Source organism: Rummeliibacillus sp. POC4 (assembly GCF_003576525.1).
Lineage (GTDB): Bacteria > Bacillota > Bacilli > Bacillales_A > Planococcaceae > Rummeliibacillus.
Map to the genome: position 1 here is coordinate 1 of NZ_QWUA01000047.1, position 25270 is coordinate 25270.

General features: G+C 34.6%; 30 protein-coding genes. 3 read left to right on the plus strand and 27 right to left on the minus strand.

The annotated features are described in order from the left end of the window. Positions 1 to 28 precede the first annotated feature (28 nt). Positions 29 to 262 (plus strand): HAD hydrolase-like protein, encoded by a 234-nt coding sequence (locus D1606_RS12230; protein ID WP_124217646.1) that lies wholly within the window; start codon positions 29 to 31, stop codon positions 260 to 262. A 147-nt stretch (positions 263 to 409) separates the two neighbouring features. Then, entirely contained in the window at positions 410 to 1186 is a 777-nt protein-coding gene (locus tag D1606_RS12235) for a Cof-type HAD-IIB family hydrolase (RefSeq protein WP_119416296.1), read from the plus strand. A 90-nt stretch (positions 1187 to 1276) separates the two neighbouring features. Here D1606_RS12235 and D1606_RS12240 read toward each other — a convergent pair whose 3' ends face one another. From D1606_RS12240 to D1606_RS12365, 25 genes are all read right to left on the minus strand, one after another. Further along, a complete protein-coding gene (locus D1606_RS12240; RefSeq protein WP_119416297.1) occupies positions 1277 to 1813 on the minus strand; it encodes an AAA family ATPase in 537 nt (178 codons plus the stop codon). A 257-nt stretch (positions 1814 to 2070) separates the two neighbouring features. Beyond that, a complete protein-coding gene (locus tag D1606_RS12245) occupies positions 2071 to 2679 on the minus strand; it encodes a hypothetical protein (protein WP_119416298.1) in 609 nt (202 codons plus the stop codon). 504 nt (positions 2680 to 3183) lie between these two features. Then, positions 3184 to 3975 (minus strand): sporulation transcription factor Spo0A, encoded by a 792-nt coding sequence (spo0A, locus tag D1606_RS12250; RefSeq protein WP_119416299.1) that lies wholly within the window; start codon positions 3973 to 3975, stop codon positions 3184 to 3186. A gap of 382 nt (positions 3976 to 4357) precedes the next feature. Continuing rightward, entirely contained in the window at positions 4358 to 5317 is a 960-nt protein-coding gene (locus tag D1606_RS12260) for a SpoIVB peptidase S55 domain-containing protein (RefSeq protein WP_119416301.1), read from the minus strand. Between the two features lie 133 nt (positions 5318 to 5450). Further along, positions 5451 to 7151 carry a DNA repair protein RecN gene (recN, locus tag D1606_RS12265; protein ID WP_119416302.1) on the minus strand — a complete coding sequence of 567 codons (1701 nt, stop codon included), beginning with the start codon at positions 7149 to 7151 and terminating at the stop codon, positions 5451 to 5453. Between the two features lie 27 nt (positions 7152 to 7178). Continuing rightward, positions 7179 to 7628, minus strand: a complete 450-nt coding sequence (gene ahrC / locus D1606_RS12270; RefSeq protein ID WP_119416303.1) for a transcriptional regulator AhrC/ArgR — start codon at positions 7626 to 7628, stop codon at positions 7179 to 7181. 101 nt (positions 7629 to 7729) lie between these two features. Continuing rightward, entirely contained in the window at positions 7730 to 8551 is an 822-nt protein-coding gene (locus D1606_RS12275) for a TlyA family RNA methyltransferase (RefSeq protein WP_119416304.1), read from the minus strand. Next, positions 8551 to 10458 carry a 1-deoxy-D-xylulose-5-phosphate synthase gene (dxs, locus tag D1606_RS12280; protein WP_119416305.1) on the minus strand — a complete coding sequence of 636 codons (1908 nt, stop codon included), beginning with the start codon at positions 10456 to 10458 and terminating at the stop codon, positions 8551 to 8553. The genes D1606_RS12275 and dxs overlap by 1 nt, the downstream gene beginning before the upstream one ends. A gap of 92 nt (positions 10459 to 10550) precedes the next feature. Continuing rightward, positions 10551 to 11435, minus strand: coding sequence for a polyprenyl synthetase family protein (locus D1606_RS12285; protein WP_119416306.1), 885 nt, complete (start codon positions 11433 to 11435; stop codon positions 10551 to 10553). Next, positions 11432 to 11674 carry an exodeoxyribonuclease VII small subunit gene (locus tag D1606_RS12290; RefSeq protein ID WP_119416307.1) on the minus strand — a complete coding sequence of 81 codons (243 nt, stop codon included), beginning with the start codon at positions 11672 to 11674 and terminating at the stop codon, positions 11432 to 11434. The genes D1606_RS12285 and D1606_RS12290 overlap by 4 nt, the downstream gene beginning before the upstream one ends. 3 nt (positions 11675 to 11677) lie before the next feature. After that, positions 11678 to 13030, minus strand: coding sequence for an exodeoxyribonuclease VII large subunit (gene xseA, locus D1606_RS12295; RefSeq protein ID WP_119416308.1), 1353 nt, complete (start codon positions 13028 to 13030; stop codon positions 11678 to 11680). Positions 13031 to 13236: 206 nt separating this feature from the next. Then, a complete protein-coding gene (gene folD, locus D1606_RS12300; protein ID WP_119416309.1) occupies positions 13237 to 14088 on the minus strand; it encodes a bifunctional methylenetetrahydrofolate dehydrogenase/methenyltetrahydrofolate cyclohydrolase FolD in 852 nt (283 codons plus the stop codon). Positions 14089 to 14126: 38 nt separating this feature from the next. Beyond that, complete coding sequence (gene nusB, locus D1606_RS12305; RefSeq protein ID WP_119416310.1) at positions 14127 to 14501, minus strand: transcription antitermination factor NusB; 375 nt, start codon at positions 14499 to 14501, stop codon at positions 14127 to 14129. A 412-nt stretch (positions 14502 to 14913) separates the two neighbouring features. Continuing rightward, on the minus strand, positions 14914 to 15324 hold the full coding sequence (locus D1606_RS12310; RefSeq protein ID WP_119416311.1) for an Asp23/Gls24 family envelope stress response protein: 411 nt from the start codon (positions 15322 to 15324) through the stop codon (positions 14914 to 14916). 21 nt (positions 15325 to 15345) lie between these two features. Beyond that, the gene (gene accC, locus D1606_RS12315; protein ID WP_119416312.1) at positions 15346 to 16701 is read right to left on the minus strand and encodes an acetyl-CoA carboxylase biotin carboxylase subunit; all 1356 of its coding nucleotides are present in this window, start codon (positions 16699 to 16701) and stop codon (positions 15346 to 15348) included. A 14-nt stretch (positions 16702 to 16715) separates the two neighbouring features. Next, complete coding sequence (gene accB, locus D1606_RS12320) at positions 16716 to 17225, minus strand: acetyl-CoA carboxylase biotin carboxyl carrier protein (RefSeq protein ID WP_119416313.1); 510 nt, start codon at positions 17223 to 17225, stop codon at positions 16716 to 16718. A gap of 115 nt (positions 17226 to 17340) precedes the next feature. After that, positions 17341 to 17886, minus strand: coding sequence for a SpoIIIAH-like family protein (locus D1606_RS12325; RefSeq protein ID WP_119416314.1), 546 nt, complete (start codon positions 17884 to 17886; stop codon positions 17341 to 17343). Then, on the minus strand, positions 17807 to 18265 hold the full coding sequence (locus tag D1606_RS12330; protein ID WP_119416315.1) for a hypothetical protein: 459 nt from the start codon (positions 18263 to 18265) through the stop codon (positions 17807 to 17809). Before D1606_RS12330 ends, D1606_RS12325 begins: the two co-directional genes overlap by 80 nt. Before the next feature lie 283 nt (positions 18266 to 18548). Then, complete coding sequence (locus D1606_RS12335) at positions 18549 to 19349, minus strand: stage III sporulation protein AE (protein ID WP_119416316.1); 801 nt, start codon at positions 19347 to 19349, stop codon at positions 18549 to 18551. Between the two features lie 127 nt (positions 19350 to 19476). Beyond that, on the minus strand, positions 19477 to 19797 hold the full coding sequence (locus tag D1606_RS12340; protein ID WP_119416317.1) for a hypothetical protein: 321 nt from the start codon (positions 19795 to 19797) through the stop codon (positions 19477 to 19479). A 54-nt stretch (positions 19798 to 19851) separates the two neighbouring features. Then, positions 19852 to 20076, minus strand: a complete 225-nt coding sequence (locus tag D1606_RS12345) for a SpoIIIAC/SpoIIIAD family protein (RefSeq protein WP_119416318.1) — start codon at positions 20074 to 20076, stop codon at positions 19852 to 19854. 264 nt (positions 20077 to 20340) lie between these two features. Continuing rightward, on the minus strand, positions 20341 to 20898 hold the full coding sequence (efp, locus tag D1606_RS12350; RefSeq protein WP_119416319.1) for an elongation factor P: 558 nt from the start codon (positions 20896 to 20898) through the stop codon (positions 20341 to 20343). A gap of 24 nt (positions 20899 to 20922) precedes the next feature. Further along, positions 20923 to 21984: a M24 family metallopeptidase gene (locus D1606_RS12355; RefSeq protein ID WP_119416320.1), complete on the minus strand. Its 1062-nt coding sequence runs from the start codon at positions 21982 to 21984 to the stop codon at positions 20923 to 20925. Between the two features lie 6 nt (positions 21985 to 21990). Beyond that, on the minus strand, positions 21991 to 22431 hold the full coding sequence (aroQ, locus tag D1606_RS12360; protein WP_119416321.1) for a type II 3-dehydroquinate dehydratase: 441 nt from the start codon (positions 22429 to 22431) through the stop codon (positions 21991 to 21993). 51 nt (positions 22432 to 22482) lie between these two features. Then, entirely contained in the window at positions 22483 to 22962 is a 480-nt protein-coding gene (locus tag D1606_RS12365; RefSeq protein ID WP_147414510.1) for a hypothetical protein, read from the minus strand. A 146-nt stretch (positions 22963 to 23108) separates the two neighbouring features. Here D1606_RS12365 and D1606_RS12370 point away from each other — a divergent pair, with 146 nt between their 5' ends. Next, positions 23109 to 24005: a DUF1385 domain-containing protein gene (locus D1606_RS12370; RefSeq protein ID WP_119416340.1), complete on the plus strand. Its 897-nt coding sequence runs from the start codon at positions 23109 to 23111 to the stop codon at positions 24003 to 24005. A gap of 16 nt (positions 24006 to 24021) precedes the next feature. Here D1606_RS12370 and D1606_RS12375 read toward each other — a convergent pair whose 3' ends face one another. Next, a complete protein-coding gene (locus tag D1606_RS12375) occupies positions 24022 to 24369 on the minus strand; it encodes a hypothetical protein (protein ID WP_119416323.1) in 348 nt (115 codons plus the stop codon). Between the two features lie 122 nt (positions 24370 to 24491). After that, the gene (locus D1606_RS12380; RefSeq protein WP_119416324.1) at positions 24492 to 25088 is read right to left on the minus strand and encodes an HAD-IA family hydrolase; all 597 of its coding nucleotides are present in this window, start codon (positions 25086 to 25088) and stop codon (positions 24492 to 24494) included. Positions 25089 to 25270: the final 182 nt, after the last annotated feature.

The window sequence follows — 25270 nt, forward strand, 5'->3', positions numbered from 1 at the left end:
ACTCCCATTATAAGTATATTAGGAGACTATAAAAGTATCTAAACCAAATATTGAAATATTCACTGAAGCATGTCGACGTGCAAATGTTAAATTAGATGCGAGTTATTATATTGGGGATGTTATAGAAACAGACGTAATTGGAAGTTGTAATAGTGGGATGAAAGGTGTTTGGTTAAACCGGACACGCAATACATGCAAACAGTTGAATTTAGTAGAAATACATAATCTATATGAATTAATAGATGTACTAAATAATTCATAATAAGAGAGATAACAGCCTTTATTTGCATGAAAAGCTTTTACAAACAACCACACTGTATTCATGAGCTTAAAAAGTAATGCATGCGGAGCTTTTTAAATAATGAATTCTGATTTATCAGTCTTTTTAAATTAAACGGAGGTAGAAGGAATGAAGCCCAAAATAATCTTTTTTGATGTTGATGGTACACTTACAAGTTATAAAAATGGAATAATTTTAGATAGTACAAAACAAGCAATTCAGCAATTAATCAAGCAAGGTATACGCGTTGTAGCTGCTACAGGTAGACCATTATCAATGTGTGCTGAAATTGCCGCATTAGGTATAGACACTTTTATTACGGCAAATGGGGCCTATGTTAAACATAAAAACAAAATAATACACAAAATTACAATGGATAAAAAAATAGTAAAGGATGTTATGGACTTTGCTTCAAAAGAAGGTAATGCACTAACATTCTACTCCGAAAAACTTCATATCAATGGAGTTCAAAATTCAGATGTTTTAAATGCCTTAAAAGAAACTTTGTCTTTAACAGATTATCCAGCAGTCAGCAAAAAAGCATATGAATTTGATACTTATTTAATGTGTTTATTTGCGAATGAATATATGATTCAAAAGTATAAAGAAAAATTTCCAACATTAACTTTTAAACGTTGGCATCCTTCTATATTAAATGTTTTAGAAAATGATGTTTCTAAATCATTGGCTATTTTAAAAGTATTAGAGTTTTTTAATATTGATAAAAAAGAAGCAATCGCATTTGGAGATGGAGAAAATGATATCGATATGATCGAACTAGTTGGCTTTGGAATAGCAATGGGCAATGCAAATGGGAAACTAAAGTCCGTTGCGGATTTTGTTACGAAAGGTTCAGATGAGGACGGTATTATGTATGCTTTAGATAAATATGGAATTCTTAAATGAATTTTTAGCAGAAGCTCTCGCTGAAAAAAGTTTGAGCAAGAGCTTTTGGTCATCACTTAGTATTGTTATATACAATACTTGTAAGAGTAACTATGCATTTAACAAACTAACTTCGTTTTGAATTCTTTGTACAATATCATCAATACTAGTATGATCAGTTTCGATAAACTCCTCGAAGTATTGATCTTTATAAGCCTCTTCACACTTTCTACTCTGCTGGTAACACCAATTACCTTCTGCCTCTCCCCTTTGTCTAAGCCTTTCAAAAATAGTTTCCTCTTTTGCGATTAAACAGAAATGAAATGTTTTTTCATCTATTTCTTTAAACCCTTCAAGAATATATTGAAGATATTCTTTGTTATAAATTGTCATCGGGACAATCAAATTTTTGTTATATTTTGTCTTAAGCTGCTTAGCTACATGAACGACTAATACTTTCCATAACTCCAAATCCTGAAAATTATCTGTTTTTTCATTTTCATGTTTAATATCTTCCGTGATGATTTCACGCAACATAAATCCAACTATTTCAGGATCATACAACATACTATTGCTTACCGTTTGAAGAAGTTCATTTGCAACTGTTGTTTTTCCAACACCAAAAGCACCATTAATCATGATAATCATTTCTGTTCCCCCATTATCCATCTATACTTTTTTTACTTCGTATCCTTATAATACTATATAATTTATATGTGCTCATCGCATCTTTCTTCAAATCTTTAATCTTGAATTTTGAATTTTACATCATTGCTACCTTAATTTGCTATATTATTTGCGTAAAAAAACACCCTCGAACGAGAGTGCTTAGTTATTAAACTATTCAATTGGTATTACTGCCGGAAACTTTGGATTTTGCGTCTAGTAAGTAATGTTAAAGCTTTTTAACTTCTAGCGTCTTTGTATGATAACCAACCTATATATTTTTTACCATTTTTGTAGTACTCAACCCTTACCCAGAGAAATTCAGGGAAATTATTGTTATCACCATACAAAACACCGTCATTATTGGCATGATCAATGTCTACTAGTGTTCCAAGTGGAACTGTTGCTAAATTCTTTGATTTCTTATTAGGTGTTTTTTTCAAGGTACCACCTTTCGTATTGTATACAAACACTGAAACAAAGTCATGAACATTATATGTTAGATTACTAATTTTCACATAGCCTTTATATGTTTTACTGGGACTTTTTTTCTTCGTATATTGTTCCTTATAACTTATTCTAGCCCAACCGTTTTTATAAAATTTTTTTACATAAACAGCTTGAGGAATTGAAATCGGATTACCAGGTTCATAAATAATTTTATTTATTGTATAGATTTTCTTACCTTTTGGTTTTCTATAAAGTGAAATTCTATCCTTATTTGGATGCATACGGTAATCACTTGTTGGTGAATCCTTTACAGATGCAAAAACATTATGATTTTCAATTGAAAGTAAGGAGATAAATAATATAAATGCCATTACCAAAACTGTAATCTTTTTAGTCATTGAACGCCCTCCTTATAAATGGATTTTTTGAATGGTTATACCAAATATATAATTTATGTAATTTAAATATTACATAAAAACAATCTTATTTAGGCTATATCTTTAGTGAAATTCGTAGAATAAAGGAGGCGTAAGGCGACTACCCCCCCGTTTATATTACCGTTGTAACAATCGTTTACATATAGCACCGGTATCTATTCTGTAAGCCTGAGTCCATCTCACTCTACACTTCATCTGGAAGAAAGTACGTAGCATTGTTGATAGTTCCTTAATGTTTTAGGAGATAATTGATTAGGATCAATATAATATAATGAATCTAATTGTAATTCAATTTCTATTATGTTTTTTTATAAAACAAAAAGCACACCTCCACTTGTTGAATTTTATGCAAACTCAACAAATGGAAATGTGCTTGGAGGTATAAAAGTAGCTAAACTTGTAAGTATGATTTATATATATGATTCCAAACTACTTTATCACCTGAATACTGATTCTCTCTCTACGTTAAACCGCCACCATCTCAATCCGAATCTTATCCGCAATCATAGCGATGAACTCAGAGTTTGTCGGTTTTGATTTTAGATGATGTACTGTGTAGCCAAACATTTTAGAGATAGATTCATAGTTTCCACGATTCCATGCAACTTCGATGGCGTGACGAATCGCACGTTCTACTCTAGAAGGCGTTGTATCGAATTTTTTTGCGATGTCTGGATAAAGAACCTTTGTGATTGAACCAAGCAATTCAACGTCAAGATAGACCATTTGGATTGCCTCTCGAAGGTATGCATACCCCTTAATATGAGCAGGCACGCCAATTTCTTTTATAATACCTGTAATTGTTGCGTCTAGTTGACGTTGGTCTAGTTTTTGTGGCTTAGAACCTTGTAAAATGCTAACGCGTTTTTGCTTTTCGACTTTTTTACCACCGCATTGCAAAATTTTAGAAGCTAAACGATCGAACTCAAATGGTTTTAGCATAAAGTAAGATGCACCCAATTCAACGGCTTGTTTCATAACATCTTCTTGTCCAAAAGCAGTTAACATTATTACTTGAACATTATTAAGTTGCGGATTTTCTTTCATTGTTTCAAGTACCGCTAATCCATCAAGATGTGGCATAATAATATCCAATACCAGAACGTCTGGGATATAATCCTCCAGCATTTTCAAACATTGTTTGCCATTTGGTGCTGTACTGATTACCTCTATCTCTCCATGATTTGATAAATATTCTTCCATCATTTTTACCAATTCACTATTATCATCCACGATTGCAACTTTTACTTTCTCCATTAATCTTCCTCCTTTGAAATGCAATTTCCATTTAATCTTTAAATATAGAAACGCTATTGATACAAAAGGGTAAATTCGACAACTTTAGGTCTAGCCCTTCTAAAATTAAAAAAATGAGTAAGTTGGGATAGACTTTTTATTTAATTCGACAATTTTATGTATTATATTTTCACTCTAATTGTAACAAATATTAAAGAGAAAAAATATATATTTTATGGGATTACGCATACACCACTAATAATAGATAAAATAAAACTTTTTTGTGCTATTATTAGTAAAAATCCACCCGAAATGGGGTGGATTTTTACTAAACATGCCAATACTAAATTGATGCTGTCAAAGCTTCTGTTCTTGGTAAGGAATCGTTGTTTCATTCATCAGCTTAAGCAGGCTGATTTTTGAGCATTTCTGTAATTGGTAGTGCTGCTCCTTTTACTGGACTTTCAATATACATATGTGTTACAGCTCCTGCGAAGTGCCCGCCCTGGATAATAGGACTTCCACTCATTCCTTGTAGAATACCGCCCGTTTTTTCTTTTAGCACAGGATCTGTTATTTCAATTTGAAAACTTTTGTCATTCACCTTTGTAATTTTGATATCAAATGATTCCACTTTTTTCCCGGAAATCGTTGTTAATAACTTAGCTGGTCCTTTTTTAATCTCTGAAGGCTGCATAACTTCAATCGCTTCTGGCAAAGATGGTTTTATGGATTTTTCCCATTTTCCGAAAATCCCATAAACACTATTAGAGACAATACTTCCAATTTGTCCTTTATCATTTTCGACAGAAGAAATTTTATATCCTGGTTCACCAGGAATACTTTTCTTAATATGGTCGATTTTCGCATAGAATATCGATCCTTGCTTAAATTGAGGTGGTTTTTGTAGGATTTGATCGACGATTTGATGTCCTAATGCACCATACTGTTTGGTTTCAGGATCTAAAAAGGTTAACGTACCAATTCCATCAGTTTCATCTCGAAGAAAGTTCATAACGGATGTCATTTCTTCTTTTTGAACTTTAACCTTTTTGTCTTTATTTTCCCTACCAATTGAAAGTGTGAGGGTTTCTTTTGGAGTTGTTTTCATAATTTGGTGAATGTTCTCCAGCTTTTTGACAGAAGTATTATTGACTTTTTCAATAATATCTCCTCTTTTTAACCAATTTCCATCTTGTAATAACACATCATTTGATACTGTAATGTCAGATAATTGTAATTCAACGCCAATTGAGTCTCCCATTGGAATTACTTTTTTAGCTGCACTTGCGATTGTTGTCCACGATCCGAATACAACAAGTAAAAAGAATAAGCTCAGAAAAGAGCGCTTCGCAATTCGCAATATGTCACCTCCTTTTCATTTATCATGGCTTCAAATTGAATTGTTATGAAAGGTAAATATTTGTCTACAGATTGAACGTATAAAAAAGCATCTCACAAAATTTGCGAGATGCTAAAAACGAACGTTTTTCATTTTATACCTGTAATGCTTTTTTTCGATCTTCAGCAATTTCTATTAACTCTTTTGCATGCTTAAAGGTTAACTCTGTCACTTCTGTTCCGGACATAATTCGACTAATCTCATCAATACGTTCATCACCGAAAATTTCTGTTAAAGAAGTAAAGGTGCGATTTGTATCCTCTTGTTTTTGAATATGGTAATGATGATCTGCCATTGCAGCAACTTGAGGTAAATGTGAAATACATAATACTTGCGAATGAATAGAAATAGCAGCTATTTTTTCAGCGATAGCTTGTGCTACTCTGCCACTAACACCTGTATCGACTTCATCGAAAATAATGGATGTAATTCCATTTGTCGTTGAGAAAATTGTTTTTAAAGCAAGCATAACCCTAGAAAGCTCCCCACCTGAAGCAATTTTCGTAAGTGGTTTCGGTGGTTCTCCGACATTTGTTGCTATATAAAAGACAATCTTATCAATCCCATTATGGTCAAATTGTTCTTCAGACAATAATTCAAAATGAACGCTAAATTTCGCTTTTTCCATATATAATTCGCATAATTGTTGCATAATAGCATTAGATAATCGCTCTCCAACTTTTTTACGAATAGCTGTTAATTTTGAAGCCGTTTTTAGAAGCTCTGATCGAAGTTCAATTAACTGTTGTTCATTTTTTTGAATATTTTCATCTCTATTCAATAAGGATTCCAATTCTTCGCCGATTTTTGCACGATAAACTAAAATTTCTTTTAATGTTGAGCCATATTTTCTTTTCATCGATTGAATTAAAGCTAAACGATGCTCAACTTCATTTAAACGTTCCGGGTCGAATTCTAAATCATCTAAAATATTTTTTATACCAAAAGCAGCTTCTTGAAGATTATAAAAAGCATTTGAAACAGCATCTGAATACTCCTTGAAGCTTTCATCAACTAATACTACATCTTCTAACTGAGTCATAGCTTGTCCAATCCAGTCGAGCCCTTTTGACTCCCCTAAAATTGCTTCATGTGCTGTATTTGAGCATTCAAATATTTTATTGAAGTTCATTAATCGACGTCGTTCTTCTGTTAAGTTTTCTTCTTCGTTTGGTTGGAACTTACAAGCATCGATTTCCTTTATCTGAAATTGAAATAAGTCAATTTTTTGCGCTACTTGTTGCTCGTTTACAGAAATAGCTGCAAGCTCTTTTTTTAATGTCTTATACGCTTCGTATTGCTTTTCATATTGCTCTTTAATAGGTATTATTTCTTCACCTGCAAACTGATCTAATAGATGAATATGTTGCTTATCATCCATCAATTCTTGGCTCTCATGTTGGCCGTGTATATCGATCAAAGTCGAACTGATATCTCGTAAAACGGATAATGGTACTAGCTTACCGTTTACACGACAAATACTCTTACCACTATCATATATATCTCTACGGAGGATGAGAGTTCCTTCTTCGATTTCAATTCCAGCGTCTTCACATTTTTCATACGCAGGATGATTTTCATAACTTAGTGTAAAAAGCCCTTCCAATTCAGCCTTTTTTGCACCATGTCGGATAAACTCTTGTGAGCCACGGCCACCAGCTAAAAGTTGTACAGCATCAATAATGATAGATTTACCAGCACCAGTTTCTCCAGTTAACACTGTTAACCCATTTAGAAATTCAACCGTTAGCTCTTCGATAATCGCGAAATTTTTAATCGAAAGCTCTTTTAACATGACTATTTCACCTCGCTCAAACTATCATTACAACATTTCAAGTAAACGGTTTTTTATTTCTTCACGTTCAGATTCTTCACGACAAATTATAAGAATCGTGTCATCTCCGCAAATAGTGCCAAGTATCTCTTCCCAATCTAAATGATCTAATAATGATCCAATAGCGTGAGCATTACCGGGTAATGTCTTCATCACAAGCATATGACTTGTACCATCTATAGATACAAAAGCATCCGCAAGTGCACGATGTAGTTTTTGGATTGGATTAAAACGTTGATCTGCTGGTAAGCTATACTTATATCGACCATCTTGTAGTGGTACTTTTATCAAATGCAATTCTTTAATATCACGTGAAATTGTTGCTTGTGTAACGTGATAGCCTGCTTCTTTTAATAAATCCACTAAATCGTCTTGAGTTTCAATTTCATTATTAGCAATCATATCTCGAATTCGAATATGTCTTTGGCTTTTGTTCATAGCTCTCACCTCTATGCATATTTATGCTCTATTATAAATAACGTAACATTATTTCTTTATTTTAACAAGAAAAAACACGGTCTGACAAAGCTCAGACCGCGTTACTTCAACTGTTCATGTGCTTCTTTTACTAACGAAGCAAAATCTGTGTAGGATTTTATTTCTTCCCCAGCTTTTGGATTATAAAGATGGAATAAGAATTCAATATTCCCCTCACCACCTGTTATAGGTGAATAAGATGCATCTTTTACAACAAATCCTATAGATTCAGCGAATGTAGCGATTTTTTCTAGAACTTCTAAGTGCGTTTTTGCTTCCCGTACGACACCTTTTTTACCTACTTTTTCTTTACCTGCTTCAAATTGCGGTTTCACTAGAGCAACCACATTCCCACCAGGTAAAAGAAGTGTTTTTAATACCGGCAAAATAAGTTCTAAAGAAATGAAAGATACATCGATTGTTGCAAAATTAGGTAAACCTTCTACTAAATCAGGAGCTGTTACATATCGAAAATTTGTCTTTTCCATCACTGTTACTCGATCATCCGAACGAATTTTCCAAGCTAATTGGTTCGAACCAACGTCTAATGCATAACAGTGTTTAGCACCATTCTGCAATGCACAATCGGTAAAACCGCCCGTAGAAGAACCGATATCTAGCATCAATTTGTCTTTGACATCTACATCAAACACCTTTAATGCTTTTTCTAATTTTAAACCGCCACGGCTTACATATGGTAATTGATGTCCTTTAATCGTCAATTCGCTATCGACGGGAATTTTCTCTCCCGCCTTATCGATGCGAACTTCCTTTGAAAAAACTTGACCAGCCATAATCGTCCGTTTTGCCTTTTCTCTTGTTTCACATAAGCCACGTTGTACCAATAATACGTCAACGCGTTCTTTTGGAATTTTTGTTGTCATTATGCTTTTAAACCTGCTTGCTTTTTTGAATTTTTTGCGATTAAATTGTCGATTTTGTTTGCAGCTTCCTCGTCTGTAATATGCAAATCACGAAGCAACAAATCTACACTACCGTGTTCAACGAAAGTATCTGGTATACCCATTCGATCAATCATATCTGTTGAATAACCATGATCATTCGCAAATTCCAGTACAGCACTACCAAAGCCACCTTCAAGCATCGCTTCTTCAATGGTTAAGATTGGTTTGCCGCTTTGCATAAGACGATGTAACATTTCTTCGTCCATTGGTTTGATGAATCGTGCATTGACGATTTCAACATTTATACCCTTTATAGCTAGAATATTGGCTGCACGCTCAGCTAATGAAATTGTAGTACCAAATGTTACGATTGCTGCATCTTTACCTTTCCTTAGTACTTCCCATGTACCAATCGGAATATCATGTAATTCAGCATCCATTGGCACACCTAAACCATTACCACGCGGATAGCGAAGAGCAATTGGACCATCTTCATAATCAAATGCCGTTTTAACCATATGTTGACCTTCGTTTTCGTCTTTTGGCATCATGATGACAATATTCGGCATGTGACGCAAAAATGCAATGTCAAATACACCTTGGTGTGTCTCTCCATCTGCACCAACTAATCCAGCACGATCAATACCTATAACTACATTTAAGTTTTGACGACAAATATCATGTAGCATTTGATCGTAAGCACGCTGTAAGAATGTAGAATAAATTGCTAAGAACGGTTTTGTACCAGCAGCAGCCATACCTGCAGCCATTGTAGCCGCATGCTGTTCTGCAATCCCAACATCATAAAAACGACTTGGAAATTCTTTTGCAAATCCTTCTAATTTTGAACCTACAGGCATTGCTGGTGTAATGGCTACTACTCGATCATCTTGACGAGCGATCCGAGAAACTGTATCCGCGATCAACTTGGACCAACCAGGTGCTGCTGTTTTTGACTTAACAAAGTCCCCTGTTTCAATTTTATATGGGCCAGTACCGTGCCAAGTACCAATTTTATCGTTTTCAGCTGGTAAATACCCTTTACCTTTTTTCGTGATTACGTGAATAATAACAGGTCCTTGCATTTTCTTAGCGTTTTGCAATGTGTCTTCGAGCATTTCAAAATTATGACCATCTATTGGTCCAAGATAAGTAAAACCAAGTTCTTCAAAGAATACACCAGAAACAAGTAAATATTTTAAACTATCTTTCACTCTTTCAGCTGTAGATGCTAATTTTCCACCTACTGCTGGTATTTTCTTTAATAACATTTCTAAATCGTCTTTTACTTTATTGTATTGGCTCGCTGTGCGAAGGCGACCTAAAATATTATGAACTGCACCAACATTTGGTGCGATAGACATTTCATTATCATTTAAAATGACGATCATATTTGTTTTTTTGTGACCAATATGATTCAACGCTTCCAGTGCCATACCACCTGTTAAAGCACCATCACCTATAATTGGAACAATGTAATTTTGTTCCCCTTTTACATCACGTGCTGCTGCCATACCCATAGCTGCAGAAAGTGATGTTGAACTATGTCCAGTTTCCCACACATCATGTTCACTTTCGATACGTTTTGGAAAACCACATAATCCCTTGTATTGTCGAAGTGTATCAAATTCTGATGCACGACCTGTAAGGATTTTATGAACGTAAGCTTGATGTCCAACATCAAATAGAAGTTTATCTTTCGGACTATTAAAAGCACGATGAAGTGCGATTGTTAGCTCAACAACCCCTAAATTTGGACCGATATGTCCACCTGTATTCGAACATTTTTTGATTAGAAACTTTCGAATATCATAGCTTAAGTCACGAAGTTGTTTTGAATTTAATTCTTTTAAGAAGGATGGACTTGAGATACTATTTAAATCCATCGCCATCACACACCTTTTCATTGTAGATTCATCGCACATTGTTTTTTACCATTATAGCAGTGATAAACAATTGCACAAAATTAAAAGAGTTTTTATTTGTTACGATGAACAATATATTCGGCAAATTCTTTTAATAAATTACTTTCAGATGGCAATTTTTCTAATGCTTCAATAGCTAAATTATAGTGTACATGAAGTTTGTCTTTTGCTCCATCTAAAGTTAAAAGTGCAGGATAAGTACTTTTATCACTTGCAACATCTTTTCCTGCTGTTTTTCCTAGTTGTTCTGTAGTTCCCACAATATCTAAAATATCATCTTGTATTTGGAAACATAAACCAATATGATGAGCATATTCCACCAAAATGGCTTTTTCTTCTTCAGAGGCGCCTGCCAAGATAGCTCCTGATTCGATACTAAATCGAAGAATAGCTCCCGTTTTATGGACATGCACTTTCTCTAGTTCAGGCAATGTTAGTGACTTTGTTTCTCCTTCTATATCAAGGATTTGTCCTCCTACCATACCTTCTGCGCCAGCTGCTACGCTTAGTTTATCTATAAGTTCTAGACGTTTTTGAGCATCCACTTGTTCCATACGAGCTAAAATACCAAAGGCAATTGTATTTAATGCATCTCCTGCAAGAGTGGCAAAAGCATCTCCATATACTTTATGATTAGTTAATTTACCTCTGCGATAATCATCATTATCCATACTTGGAAGATCATCATGAATTAAAGAGTAGGTATGAATCATTTCAATGACAGCACCTACAGTATAAGCTGCATCATCTTCTACATTGAAATGGTCCATAACAGCTAGTACAAATAATGGTCTAACACGTTTACCACCTGCATTTAATGAATAAAGCATAGCTTCTTTTAATATATCTGGTGCTGTAATTTCTTTTACAAGATCATTCATGCGTTTTTCAACCATTGGAATATTCGCATTCATGAAGTCCTTTAAATGTTGCGTCATTTACCTTTTCCCTCTTCTCCTATTGGTTCAAACGGTGTTTCCTTGCCATTTTCATCCATAACAGAAACAAGTTGTTCTTCAGCTTTCGTTAACTGCTCATGGCAGTACTGTGATAATTGCATACCTTTTTTATATAATTCAATAGCATCCTCTAATGGTACATCACCTTGTTCAAGTTGTTGAACAATTGCCTCTAAATCATTGATTGATGTAGCAAAAGTTTGTTTCTTACTAGTCATCCATTACTCCCCCTTATTTTCCTTTGTAATCGATGTGATTGTTGCATTTGCTGTACCGTCATGTAGATGAAATTCAACTTCATCGTGCTCTTTAATGTCTTTAATCGACTTTAGCACTTTTCCATTGTGATAAGTTAGACTATATCCTCGGGTCATAATAGATAAAGGATTAAGTGCCTCTAGTGTTCTAATGACCGAACGAAATTCTTCTTTTCTTAGATTAAGTTGTTGCAGAACTGCCTTTTTAAGCAATTTTTCATCATTTTCGACTCTCGTCTTTTCATAGCGTAATTGTTGCAATGGTGAGCAAAGCTGTAAGCGATGATCTATTTGAGCAATAGAAAATTTTTGGTTTTTTACATAATCCCGAATACTTTGATGTAATCTATCTTCCATTCTTGAAATTTTTTCAATAAAAGGTCGATAGATTCGCTCTGGATACGCTAGTGGGTAGGATTTTTGTAAGCGCTCTAATTTTGATTTCTCGTGTTTAATACGAGCCTGTGTCAATTGGAATAATTGTGTTTTTCTTGTGAGCAAATATTTTGCCAGTTCTTCGCTACTAGGTACTGCACGCTTTGCAGCAGCAGTTGGTGTAGCAGCTCTCACATCAGCTACTAAATCTGCAATAGTCGTATCCGTTTCGTGACCAACCCCACTAATAACGGGAAGTGCACTTTCGAATATAGCTCTTGCTACGATTTCTTCATTGAATGCCCATAAATCTTCTATAGAGCCACCACCACGTGCCACGATTAACGTATCAATTTCAGGTGTATTATTTGCTTGTTCAATTGCTTTTACAATACTTTTCGCAGCATGTTCACCCTGTACTAATGCTGGGAAAATAACGATATCCGCCAATTTATAATGTTGTTTAATGGTCGTACAGATATCTCGAATAGCTGCACCTGTTGTAGCTGTAACGACGGCCACTTTTCTAGGGAAGGTTGGAATTGGCTTTTTATATAAATCCGAAAAAAGCCCTTCTTTTTGAAGTTTTTCTTTTAACTGCTCAAAAGCTAAATATAAACTTCCAAGTCCATCTGGTTCCATTCCTTGTGCGTATAATTGATATTGTCCGCCACTTTCATAAACGTTTACGTCACCTTTAATCAGTACTTTCATACCGCTTTCAGGATTAAACTTTAATCGTTTAGCACTGGAAGCGAACATAACTGATTTGATCTGTGCTTTTTCGTCTTTCAACGTAAAATAGACGTGGCCTGAGCCATGGTGTTTTACATTTGAAAGTTCCCCTTTTACATATACATTACGTAAATGAGGATCCACATCAAATTTCTTTTTTATATATTTTGTTAATGCTTGTACGGTTAAATAAGGTGTGCTTGTCAAATCTTCAAACTCCTTATCTATCTACTTATTAGCGACTTTTATATTAACGCTTTATAATCATTTCTGTCCTTGGTCTTAGCTATCGATTCAAGTACTCAAGTGATTATTACAGTTGGTCGAGCCAGCCTTAACATTTAAAATAGGCTGTCTTTCGCTAGAAAAACAGCCTTGACGTTACTATTTTACCTGTTTTGTGACCATTTGTCTTATGATAGCTTTTTTTTAGCAGATTGCAATGTATTGAATAATAACATTGTAATTGTCATTGGACCAACGCCACCTGGAACTGGTGTAATTGCTGAAACTTTATCGATGACTGCATCAAAGTCTACATCACCACATAGTTTGCCATTTTCATCTCTGTCCATTCCGACATCAATAACGACAGCTCCATCTTTTACATGTTCTGCACCAATCATTTTTGCACGACCCGTTGCAACTACTAAAATATCTGCTTGTTTAGTTATAGCTTTTAAATCAGGTGTTTTTGAATGACAATATGTAACTGTTGCATCTTTTTGTAGTAATAGTTGTCCCATCGGAACGCCAACAATATGACTTCTACCTATTACGACAGCATGTTTTCCCCTAATATCTACATTTGAATATTCGAGTAATTTCATAACACCAAATGGGGTACAAGGTAAGAATGTAGGTTGCCCTAACAGCATTTTCCCTACACTAATTGGATGAAAACCATCAACATCTTTTTCTGGAGAGATTGTGGCGATTACTTTTTGTTCATCGATATGCTTTGGAAGTGGTAATTGAACTAAAATACCATCAATTGCTGGATTTTCGTTTAAACGTTCAATTTGTTGTAACAATGTTTCTTCTGTGACGTCTGCTGAAAGCTTGATAAGCTCTGAGTAGATTCCCATTTGTTCACATGATTTTTGTTTGTTCGAAACATACGTATGTGAGGCAGGATCGTCACCTACTAAAATAACTGCTAGACCTGGATTAATACCTTGTTCTTTTAAAGCATTCACTTCTTGTTGAATGGATTTTCGAATTGTATTGCCAATTTCTTTACCGTTAATTAGTTTACCTGACATCTTGTTAACACTCCCAAATTCAGCTTTTTTGTAATATATTATGCGAATTTTGATAATACACCATTTACAAATTTACTTGATTTGTCGTCACCAAATGTTTTACTTAGCTCAATTGCCTCGTTTAATACAACACTTTTTGGAGTTTCTGGTGTATACATCAATTCATAAGCCGCTAAGCGTAAAATTGTGCGTTCAATTTTCGCTATGCGATCGAATGACCAATTTTCAAGTTTTTCCGCTAATGCAGTATCAATTTCTGATTGATGTTGAACAGTTCCAGATACTAATTTTTCATAAAATGCATCTGTTCTTTCTTCCATAACGTGTTCCATTGCTTCTTGAATTGTTAACTCTGTATTTTCTAGTTGAAAAAGTGTTTGTAAGGCTTTTTCACGCGCTTCTCGTCGCTTCATGTTAATTTGTTCTCCTTTATACTACTACATCTGGTTATTGTGAGGCACTATTTATTGAAAAATAGCAAGTATCATCACAAAAAGTCCATTATGTGAAGTGTTTCATTTGTTTACAAGTATTTTTATTCTATCATAAAAAAGCCTGAACCGCATGGATTGTTATATGTTTAGAAAAATCAAAATAATATATTAAGAAATAAATGGTAATTGACGAAATTTCAGGTGTAATCATAGCATTTCGAGCCTCAATCTACGGTCATTGAAGTTTAATTTTCAAAATTGCTATTCTAAATAAGAAAATGAGTTAATCCACATTTTCATACTTTTTAAATCCTCCAGAACTCATTTATGTACACTTTCTTTTTCTTCTTCAGCAAAAACAAAAAAGATGCCCGTAAAGGCATCTTTTTTGTTAGTTATCAGTTTTTGCGTCGTTCACCTGGTCAAATAAAATCCCAGTAATATGTACATTCACTTCTTTTGTTGTGTGAGATGTCATATTGGCAATTGCTTCTCGGATTTGAGTTTGAACTTGTTTTGCTACTTTAGCTACAGATACTCCATATTGTACAAAACAATAGACATCCACAATTAAGCCTTCTTCAGTCCACTCTGTTTTAATCCCTTTACCATGAACTTTTTTACCGAATTTTTCTACAACACCAGTTGCGAAGTTACCTCTTGTTTTAGAGACCCCTTCTACTTCTGTTGTAGCAATTCCCGCAATAACTTCAATGACTTCAGGTGCAACCTCAATCTTACCCAATTCATCCTTACCAGAAGGTGTATTTTGAGGTAGAGATTGTACGACTTTTTCAGCCATAGAGTTCGCCCCTTTCACTTATTAAGAATTCATAACGTCATTTTCTTCAAGGAATTTTGTATTAAATTTCCCTGATTTAAATACTTCATGATCCATTAGTTTTTCGTGGAAAGGAATTGTTGTATGGATTCCAGGTCCTTCAACAATAAATTCACCTAAAGCTCGTTTCATTTTAGCAATGGCTTCTTCACGAGTATCAGCATGTACAATTAGTTTTGCAACCATTGAATCGTAATAAGGTGGAATTGCATAACCAGGATACATTGCTGAATCAATGCGGATTCCATTACCACCAGGAGCTAAATAATTTTCAACTTTACCTGGAGATGGCATGAAGTTTTTAGATGGATTTTCTGCATTGATACGACATTCAATCGCCCAACCATTCACTTTCACATCTTCTTGTTTATACACCAATTTTTCACCAGATGCAATTTTTAACTGTTCACGAACTAAATCGATACCTGTAATTGCTTCTGTAACTGGGTGTTCTACTTGGATACGAGTATTCATCTCCATAAAGTAGAACTTGTCCTCTTTGTAATCATATATAAATTCAACAGTACCTGCACCACGATAACCACAAGCTTTTGCTGCTTTAACAGCTGCTTCACCCATTTCAGCACGACGTTCTTCTGATAAAGCTGGAGAAGGTGCTTCTTCAACTAATTTTTGCATACGTCTTTGAACAGTACAATCACGTTCACCTAAATGGATTGTGTGACCATAGTTATCAGCTAATACTTGAATTTCGCAGTGACGGAAATCTTCTATGAATTTTTCTAAGTATACGCCAGGGTTCCCGAAAGCAGCAGCTGCTTCTTTTTGAGTGATTTGCACACCTTTGATCAAGTCTGCTTCATCACGTGCAACACGGATCCCTTTACCCCCACCACCGGCAGTAGCTTTAATAATAACTGGATATCCAATTTCTTTTGCTACTTCAACGGCTTCGTGTTCATCTGCTACTAGACCTTTTGAACCTGGAACAGTTGGAACACCTGCGGCAATCATTGTATCTTTTGCAATATCTTTGATCCCCATAATTTTAATGGCATCTGAAGTTGGTCCGATAAAAGTAATTCCTGCATCTTCACAAGCTTCTGCAAAGCTAGCATTTTCAGCAAGGAAACCATATCCTGGGTGGATACCATCGCAACCTGTTTTTTCAGCTACAGTTAGAATTCGATCAATTTTTAAATAACTATCACTAGAAAATTTTGAACCGATACAATAAGCTTCATCAGCTAATTGTACATGAAGTGCATCACTATCTGCTTCTGAATAAACAGCTACAGATTGAATCCCCAATTCTTTACATGCACGAATAATACGTACCGCGATTTCACCGCGATTTGCGATTAATACTTTTTTCATGTGGTAAACCTCCCTTAGTTTTCTTTTACAAGGAATAAAGGTTGACCGTATTCCACTAATTCGCCGTCATTTACCAGAATTTCAACAATTTCCCCTTGTACTTCTGCTTCAATTTCATTGAATAGTTTCATCGCTTCTACGATACAAACAACAGATTCTTCGCCCACTTTGTCTCCTACTTGAACGAATGCTGGAGATTCAGGATTTGGCGCTTTATAGAAAGTACCAACCATTGGTGACACGATTTTGTGTAATGATGCATCATTTGCTACTTCAGCTTTTGGTGCTGTTTTTTCTGCAACTGGTGCTACTGGTGCTTTTGGCGCTTCAACAACTGGTGCTGCTGGTGCTGTTTGCGCTGGTGTAACTGTTTTAGCAACTGGTGCAGGTGCATCAGTTACAATAGTTTTAGTACCATTCTTTTTAAGTTTCACTTTAGTGTCATCTACTTCATATACGAATTCATCGATTGATGAAGCATCTACTAACTTAATAATTTCGCGAATTTCTTGAATTTTCAACATACATTGCTCCCCTAACTTTTGTGTAATATAATACATCCCTTATTCTATCGCGTTTATTACAATTTTTAAACACTTATTTAAAAATTATCATTATTCAAGAAAATTCGCTCAAAATTCAGTTAATTGTTTCAGATTGAAAATCCACGACTACTTTTCCAGTCTCATTCATCTCTTTTTTTACGACATAAATGATCTCATTTGCTTTTGTTTTTGATAATTCGTTTGCCTGTACTGTAACACGAATTTGGTTGTCCTCAGCTCGTACAAAAGCATCAGAATATCCTAAAGTTTTGATCAACATTTCTAACATTGCTTCGTTAGACTCATCTTTAGTAATTGCATCAATTTCGTTAAATGCATCATTTTTTTCTTCGGCAGTATATTGTGATGAAGCAATTTTTTGAGTTAATGTTTCTTTTAATTCACTACGTTTGTTCTGTAATTCCATACGCATCTCTTCAAACAGATGACTTTCTGTTGTTACTGGAGTAGTTTTTCCTGTTTTACTAGCAATATCACTGATTTGTGTGTCCTTTAACGAATCGCTAAAAATTGCCAGTCCATTAAATGGTGTCACAGGATTAGACAAATAATACACTGAGATAACCGCAACTAAACTTAGTAATGTTAAAAACCATACTGCTTTCTTTTTTACTTTCAAAATTAATCCTCCTTTTTTCCATTGGTCGTACAACAATACGATGAGATGGTATTTCTAACACACTAGATAACACTGTAACAAGATCTTTTTTTACCGTTATAGAATCAGCTCCTTCTGCCACTACTAAAACGCCTGTTACTTTTTGTTTGCTTTCCGCATTTTGTTGCCAACTAAAATATTGGCTTAATGATGATGTGTCATCATTTTTTGCTTCTCCGCTTGGTTGGTCATAATAAAAGTAGACCATGACCTTCCCTACGCCTTCAATTGAACTTAAAATAGATGTTAATTGGTTATATTGCTGTGAAGCGCTCTTAGATGTATTGACATCATCTTTTGTTCCTTTGGTAAGGCTCCAAAAACCACTAATTAGAAGCAATACAATGATGACTGCTGCAATGAGGAACCGCGTTTTTTTGATGTTTGGTGCTTTTCCAAGGACATCTCCTCCTTCAATACATTAACAACTAGTTCATCTTATGAATGTCTTGTACACAATATGCAAAACTAGTTATAAAAAGAAATAGTTTATACAATATAATGCGACAAACATTTTTAATAGAATATTGGATTCCTCTTCATAATCTTTTGGAATGAGCAATAGGATAATTTTCCCGATAATACTGTATATCAATAAGCCAAACAAGAAGCTAGACACTTTACTATGCTCCTCCCCTGCCAATTTGCATTTGTATCATTAGAACTACCATCATAATAGTAAAAAAGTAAGCAAACGCTATTAAAAAAGAAACCGCACATAATATAAAGAGCGTTTTACTAATATCTTCGATGAGGCCATTCACCTTGCTATCCGTAAATGGTTCTAAAACTGCAGCCATAAATCGATAGCTAAACCCTAAGACTAAAATCTTAACGGTTGGTATGATTGTTACTCCCCAAACTGAGATTAATAATCCAGTGCTTGTCGTCACAATAGCAGTAGAAGAATACGTTTTAAATGTATTGAGCGATTCTGTCACGAGAGATCCAATAATCGGTATATTCTGCTGTATAAGTCTTTTAATAGGTTCAGATATATCATTACTAAAAGATCCGGCAATGACACCATTTGCTGCGAGTAACATGGTGTAGACAACAACAGATGCAGAGACAATACTTAATACTGACATTCGTAGAAAATCTGACATCTTCGCAAATGATAAATCCGGCAACATTCTAGTAATAAAATCAAAAACAAATGCAGCTATTAACATAGGGATTAAAAATTTAGAAACAACTACTAAAATTGTTTGTAAAAACATCAAAAAAACAGGACTAATCGCTAAAACAGAAAATAGTCCTGATCCAAGAAGCAAAGATGAAGTTAACAATGGGGATAACACAACATAAATATGCATCAATTGGTTTGTTATATTTCGCATTTCATCGAATGCATCAAATACAGGACGAATAGTGACCATGATGACAACGATTAAAAAGAAAAATCTTGTCCACTCTTTCATTGATGGAATAAGCCAATTAATACATAGAAACAGGAATGCGTATAGAAAAAAAGAACGTAGTGAAAAAATTTGTTCTTTAAAAGGTTCTAAAAAAAATGCAGTTAGTTGTTCGATTTCCCCACCCTCCCTATGGCACTAATAGCTTTTCCCATTGTTTTAAAAGTTCACCTAACTTGTCCAACCAAAGTGTAGCAATCCAAATTTTAATAGCAAGATGACTAATAAAAGCAATACTACTATAATCGTTTTCTTCAAGGATTTCTGAAATGATAATAGAGCATAAATAGAGCAAGGAACTACCTAATATCAAAGGCAAAAAAGGTAGATCAAACAAGTAAAATGTCTTTAATCTTTGCCAAAAAGGTAGTACTACTCGCATCATTAAATAACTACATAATATAAAAAAGTATACAATGGCTAATAACCGATGTAGTGCCGGTGACGTCATTTGTATACCTACCAAAAGCAAAAGTGACAGCAATATAAAGAATAAGAACACCATCTATGACGTCATCAACCATTGGAAAAATGTAATGATCTCATCAAAGAAGAGACGCATAAATCTTAATAATTCTATAGTTATATATAAATAAGCAATAAAATTAAGAAAAAATGAAAACTCTTTTTTCCCTGTTTGTTCAAAGAAAACATGCAATAATCCTAAGACAAGTCCTATGCCAGCAATTCGTAATAAATCTTGAAGTTCCGAAGTCGTCCCTCCTCTCATTTCAATTTATGTATAGCTAAAAAAAATATGCAAAAAAGAAAGTGTCACTGTGATTTTCTGTCTGCAAAAAGGTGCAGGTTTAAAAACTGATATCTTTGCATGAATGTCTCTAACGAAAAAATATGCGATAAGAGTAGATTCCCTCATCGCATATTTTCAATTTAAAAAAACTAAGGGGAATTGCATATCGCAATTCCCCTTTTTATGAGCTGAAACAAACTATGCCTCAGCATCCTTATTTTTTCTACTGTTGTGCTGATTTAATTAAGCACGAGAAACGTAAGAACCATCAGAAGTGTTGATGACTAATTTATCGCCTTCGTTAACGAAGAATGGTACGTTTACAACTAAGCCAGTTTCAAGAGTTGCTGGTTTAGAACCACCAGTTGCAGTATCACCTTTAATACCTGGTTCAGTTTCTGCTACTGTAAGTTCTACTGTATTTGGAAGATCGATACCAAGGATTTCACCTTCGAACATCATGATGAATACTTCCATGTTTTCTAGTAAGAATTGTAGTTCATATTCTAATTGTTCTTTTGTAAGTTCAATTTGTTCGTATGATTCCATATCCATGAATGCATATGAATCACCTGAAGCATATAAATATTGCATTTTACGAGTATCGATTTGTGCTTTTTCTACTTTTTCACCAGCACGGAAAGTTTTTTCTGCAACGTTACCATTACGTAGGTTACGTAATTTTGAACGTACGAAAGCAGCACCTTTACCTGGTTTTACGTGTTGGAATTCGATAACTCGGAATAGGTTACCATCAACAAGAATTGTTAATCCTGTTTTAAAATCATTTACTGAAATCATTTCTAAATATCCTCCAATATTAAATTATAAGATGATTAATTCTTTAGGGGCATGAGTTAATTTTTCATTGCCAGTCGCTGTAATAAGCGTATCATCTTCAATACGTACGCCACCAATACCTGGTAGATAGATCCCTGGTTCGCATGTTACGACCATTCCTGGTTCTAATACTACACTTGAGCGCATTGATAATGCAGGACCTTCATGTACTTCTAAACCAATCCCATGGCCAGTTGAATGACCAAATGCATCTCCATAGCCATGTTTCTTAATATAATCGCGTGCAACTGCATCCGCTTCAATGCCCGTCATACCAGGCTTAAATTGTTCAAGTCCAAGTAATTGAGCTTCTAAAACAATTTGATAAATTTCTTTTAGTTGATCAGCAGGTTCACCAACAGCAACTGTACGTGTTGTATCAGAGATATAGCCATTGTATAAAGCACCATAGTCTAAAGTGACTAAATCACCTTTTTCAATTATTTTATCAGTTGCAACGCCGTGTGGCAATGCTGAACGCAAACCGGAAGCAACAATGGTGTCAAATGAAGATGAAGTAGCACCAAGTTTTCTCATGAAGAATTCCATTTCGTTAGAAACTTCAAGTTCTGTTCTTCCAGGTTTGATAAACTGAATAATATGTTCGAATGTGGCATCCACAATCTCACAAGCGACCTTAATAATTTTAATCTCTTCTGGACTCTTTATCAAGCGAATATTTTCAACAATTCCAGAAACGCCCACTAAATCAGCTGAAATTAGCTTAGAATAGATTTCATACATTTCAAAGGTTACGTTATTTTTTTCAAAACCAAGTGTTTTTATACCCATCAATTGTACTTGGTTAGCGATTTCTTGCATAATCGTACCTTTGTTTTCAACAATACGATATCCTTTTACCTGTTCGCTAGCTTGCTCTGTATAACGAAAATCTGTGATAAACACAGCATCATTAAGCGATACAATCGCAACACCTGTTGTTCCAGTAAAACCTGTCATATAACGACGATTGTAATCATTGGTGATTAATAATGCATCCAAGTTTTGTTTTTGAAGTGCTTTACGTAATTTTTCTAGTTTTTCCATCGCTGTCTATTCCCCTCTTTCCGCTTCTAAAAACATTCGTAATGCAGCTTGATAACCGAATGTACCAAGTCCTGTGATTTGTCCTACACAAACGGGGGCAAGATACGAGTGATGTCTGAATTCCTCGCGCTTATGTACATTAGAAATATGAATCTCAACTACTGGGATATCCACACCAGCAATTGCATCTCTTAATGCAATACTAGTGTGAGTATAAGCACCTGGATTAAATACAATTCCATTTACTCCTGAATCTTCAGCTTCATAAATCCAATCTATTAACTGTCCCTCATAATTCGACTGCTTACATTCAATTGTTGCATCATATTCTTCTGCAAGCTTTTTTAGCTGTGATTCAATGTCTTGTAAAGTTTCAGAACCGTAAATTGTAGGTTCTCTTTTACCTAAACGATTCAGGTTTGGACCATTTAAAACTAAATATTTCATCCAGAAATCCCCCCAATATGTTCCTTTTCATAATATTCTTATTTTAGCACATTATTGATCGGAATTGGGCAATTTATTTCGAGAATCTAAGCTTCTAACTTTGGCGTGAAATGAGGCAGTTTCTAATATCCACAGAAGGTGTATCGCGATAATCACACTTAATGGAATTGAAAATTTATGGATATTAGGCGTTTTTTGCATATACCACTCAATTAGCCACACAAACAAAGCCGCTAACAAAATAGCTATAAAATTCATTTTAATATTTTTCATTAATTCACCTAATGCAAATAAAATTGCAATAATCACCATTATAAATATCCAAAGGATAAACCATTTAACAAGTGGATGGGCGTGATCATATACATTCAAATTTTCCGCCCAACCAATTGGTGAAAATTTTATAAATTTAAACACATGCAGTATTTTTAGCGAAAATAAAAACGTGAGAGAACTTGATAAAATAGTCCATAAATACACATAAAACCTCAAAATAACCCCTCCTTCGTCAAAAGGATAGACAAAATCCAATAATAATATGCTTTCCCTAGAGCTTTCTATGAAATTTTTGGTACAATGAAAGCAGTTTTAATATATATTCTAGGAGAGCGGTGTAAATCGTGAAAAAACAATCAAATCCTCCCGTATATGGAGGACAAGCTTTGGTTGAAGGTGTCATGATGGGCAGTAGAGAACATACAGTATCTGCTATTCGTCGAAATGACAATTCTATCGAATACTTTTATGTGGCTCGGAAAGCAAATCCAAAATTAAAAAAGCTTAAAAAAATCCCTTTTATCCGCGGGATTATCGCGTTAATAGAATCAGCAGCTAATGGTTCTCAACACTTAAACTTTGCGAGTGCTAGATATGGTGTAAATCCAGGTGAAGAAGAGACAGAAGAAAAAGAAGAGGGCTCAAAACTAGAAGTATGGCTCGGTGTTGCTGCTATCGGTATTTTATCTTTCATCTTTGGAAAATTCATCTTTACGTTAATCCCAGTATTTCTTGCACAACTATTTCACACTTGGCTTCCTGGGAAAACTGCACAGATATTACTGGAAAGTGGATTTAAGCTTATTCTTTTACTAGGTTACATATATTTTGTATCATTAACACCACTGATAAAACGTGTATTCCAATACCATGGATCTGAGCATAAGGTGATTAACTGCTTTGAAAACGGGCTACCATTGACAGTAGAAAATGTTCAAGCACAATCTCGCCTTCATTATCGTTGTGGGAGTAGTTTTATGCTCTTTACAGTAATTGTAGGGATGTTCATCTATTTCTTAGTACCAACAGATCCATTTTGGCTACGAATTGTAGACCGCATCCTACTAATACCAGTTGTGCTTGGTGTAGCATTCGAAGTGTTACAAGCAACAAATGCTTGTCGTAATATTCCGGTTCTTCGTTTCTTAGGTTATCCAGGATTATGGCTACAACTTTTAACAACAAAGGAACCTAAAGACGATCAAGTAGAAGTAGCAATCGCTTCGTTTAATAAGTTATTAGAAATTGAAAAGGATCCGACAAAAATCCCAGAACAAAAAGAAATGCAAGGCGCTTAACAGCACCTTGCATTTTTTATTTCTTTCGACTCCTCCACTTTCTCATACCTTTTGCTCCAAAGAAACCGACTAGCCAAAATACTAAATAATAGATTGAATATCCCCAAGCGGAACTATTTAAAAATGAAAGAATAACTATCGTAAATGCTATATAAGATACGAGTAGAGCCAAAAAAGGATTAATATTATTAGTTGCGCATGATATCCCCTGTATTAAGAATGTTAAAGGAAAAATAATGACTATCCCTAATAGAAAGAAGGATTTGTTGACATCACCTTCACCAAAAAGGCCAAACATTGCTAATACAGTTAATGTCAGCATCGTAAAAGCTGGAAAGATTAAGCCAGCAATTTTATTGTACATGTGTTTCAACTCCTTGCAGTTCCTTTTATTTTAACATGAAAAGGATTACAAGAAGTATTAATATTATGAAATCTCAATATGGCTTTTAGGTCCGTTTAGAGTATTTGAAATCAGATAATATATTAATGTCGAAAAGGTTCCTTTTGTTTCCCTTTGAATTTTATCCAAGTATTATTAAACTCTGCATAATCAGTAATATAGAAATCGGCTACCTCACTTTCCCCTTGGAACATACAAGTATAAATCCCTACTTTTTTAGCAGGTATTAAATCGAGTTCTCGATCACCAATTGCTAATGTTAAGTCGTATTTTCGATGTAAATATTCATAAGATGCAGGGTCTGGTTTTCTGGGGTACCCATCTTCTGGTGTCACAATTTCAGAAAAGTATTGTGCAAGATTATAGTGATGAAGAACTTTCTCTACTGTTGCTTTGTCTTTATGCGTCATAATTACATTTTGATCTGCTAGTCTAAGTACATTTTCAATATTTGCAAATGGAGGCAATTTAGAAACATCCAACTGTTCATCTTGTTTCATAAAATCTTCAATCTCTTTGCTAGTTAATTGAAAATATTCAAACGCATTAGAAAATGATATCTTCAAATGTTGTAATACTTCGTCATAACTTACATTCTTATTAATCATTTGACAAAAAAGCTTTGCATATGCTGGGTATGTATTACAAATTGTACCGTCAAAGTCCCATAATATATTCATCTTTTCAGCTCCTTTAATTATTAAAAAAGGACTGTCCCATAAGCATAAAACTTATGAGGCAGCCACCTTCTTTCTAGAACAAATATCCGCTATGAAGTAATACTCCTGCGCCGGTCGAATCAAGACTCTACCATCTATCATAAAGGGCATATCTTAAAAGGAATTTTCATACATGCCCTTTC

Excerpts from the sequence above, each read along its gene's own strand:
- D1606_RS12345 (WP_119416318.1), bottom strand. The coding sequence starts at position 20,076 with ATGAGAGGAGGGACGACTTCGGAACTTCAAGATTTATTACGAATTGCT.
- D1606_RS12235 (WP_119416296.1), top strand. The coding sequence starts at position 410 with ATGAAGCCCAAAATAATCTTTTTTGATGTTGATGGTACACTTACAAGT.
- recN (WP_119416302.1), bottom strand. The coding sequence starts at position 7,151 with ATGTTAAAAGAGCTTTCGATTAAAAATTTCGCGATTATCGAAGAGCTA.
- D1606_RS12335 (WP_119416316.1), bottom strand. The coding sequence starts at position 19,349 with ATGAAAGAGTGGACAAGATTTTTCTTTTTAATCGTTGTCATCATGGTC.
- D1606_RS12275 (WP_119416304.1), bottom strand. The coding sequence starts at position 8,551 with ATGACAACAAAAATTCCAAAAGAACGCGTTGACGTATTATTGGTACAA.
- D1606_RS12370 (WP_119416340.1), top strand. The coding sequence starts at position 23,109 with ATGATGGGCAGTAGAGAACATACAGTATCTGCTATTCGTCGAAATGAC.
- D1606_RS12380 (WP_119416324.1), bottom strand. The coding sequence starts at position 25,088 with ATGAATATATTATGGGACTTTGACGGTACAATTTGTAATACATACCCA.
- folD (WP_119416309.1), bottom strand. The coding sequence starts at position 14,088 with ATGTCAGGTAAACTAATTAACGGTAAAGAAATTGGCAATACAATTCGA.
- D1606_RS12245 (WP_119416298.1), bottom strand. The coding sequence starts at position 2,679 with ATGACTAAAAAGATTACAGTTTTGGTAATGGCATTTATATTATTTATC.
- D1606_RS12240 (WP_119416297.1), bottom strand. The coding sequence starts at position 1,813 with ATGATTATCATGATTAATGGTGCTTTTGGTGTTGGAAAAACAACAGTT.
- spo0A (WP_119416299.1), bottom strand. The coding sequence starts at position 3,975 with ATGGAGAAAGTAAAAGTTGCAATCGTGGATGATAATAGTGAATTGGTA.
- D1606_RS12355 (WP_119416320.1), bottom strand. The coding sequence starts at position 21,984 with ATGGAAAAACTAGAAAAATTACGTAAAGCACTTCAAAAACAAAACTTG.
- efp (WP_119416319.1), bottom strand. The coding sequence starts at position 20,898 with ATGATTTCAGTAAATGATTTTAAAACAGGATTAACAATTCTTGTTGAT.
- D1606_RS12310 (WP_119416311.1), bottom strand. The coding sequence starts at position 15,324 with ATGGCTGAAAAAGTCGTACAATCTCTACCTCAAAATACACCTTCTGGT.
- accB (WP_119416313.1), bottom strand. The coding sequence starts at position 17,225 with ATGTTGAAAATTCAAGAAATTCGCGAAATTATTAAGTTAGTAGATGCT.
- aroQ (WP_119416321.1), bottom strand. The coding sequence starts at position 22,431 with ATGAAATATTTAGTTTTAAATGGTCCAAACCTGAATCGTTTAGGTAAA.
- D1606_RS12285 (WP_119416306.1), bottom strand. The coding sequence starts at position 11,435 with ATGACGCAACATTTAAAGGACTTCATGAATGCGAATATTCCAATGGTT.
- nusB (WP_119416310.1), bottom strand. The coding sequence starts at position 14,501 with ATGAAGCGACGAGAAGCGCGTGAAAAAGCCTTACAAACACTTTTTCAA.
- D1606_RS12375 (WP_119416323.1), bottom strand. The coding sequence starts at position 24,369 with ATGTACAATAAAATTGCTGGCTTAATCTTTCCAGCTTTTACGATGCTG.
- D1606_RS12290 (WP_119416307.1), bottom strand. The coding sequence starts at position 11,674 with ATGACTAGTAAGAAACAAACTTTTGCTACATCAATCAATGATTTAGAG.
- D1606_RS12340 (WP_119416317.1), bottom strand. The coding sequence starts at position 19,797 with ATGACGTCACCGGCACTACATCGGTTATTAGCCATTGTATACTTTTTT.
- accC (WP_119416312.1), bottom strand. The coding sequence starts at position 16,701 with ATGAAAAAAGTATTAATCGCAAATCGCGGTGAAATCGCGGTACGTATT.
- dxs (WP_119416305.1), bottom strand. The coding sequence starts at position 10,458 with ATGGATTTAAATAGTATCTCAAGTCCATCCTTCTTAAAAGAATTAAAT.
- ahrC (WP_119416303.1), bottom strand. The coding sequence starts at position 7,628 with ATGAACAAAAGCCAAAGACATATTCGAATTCGAGATATGATTGCTAAT.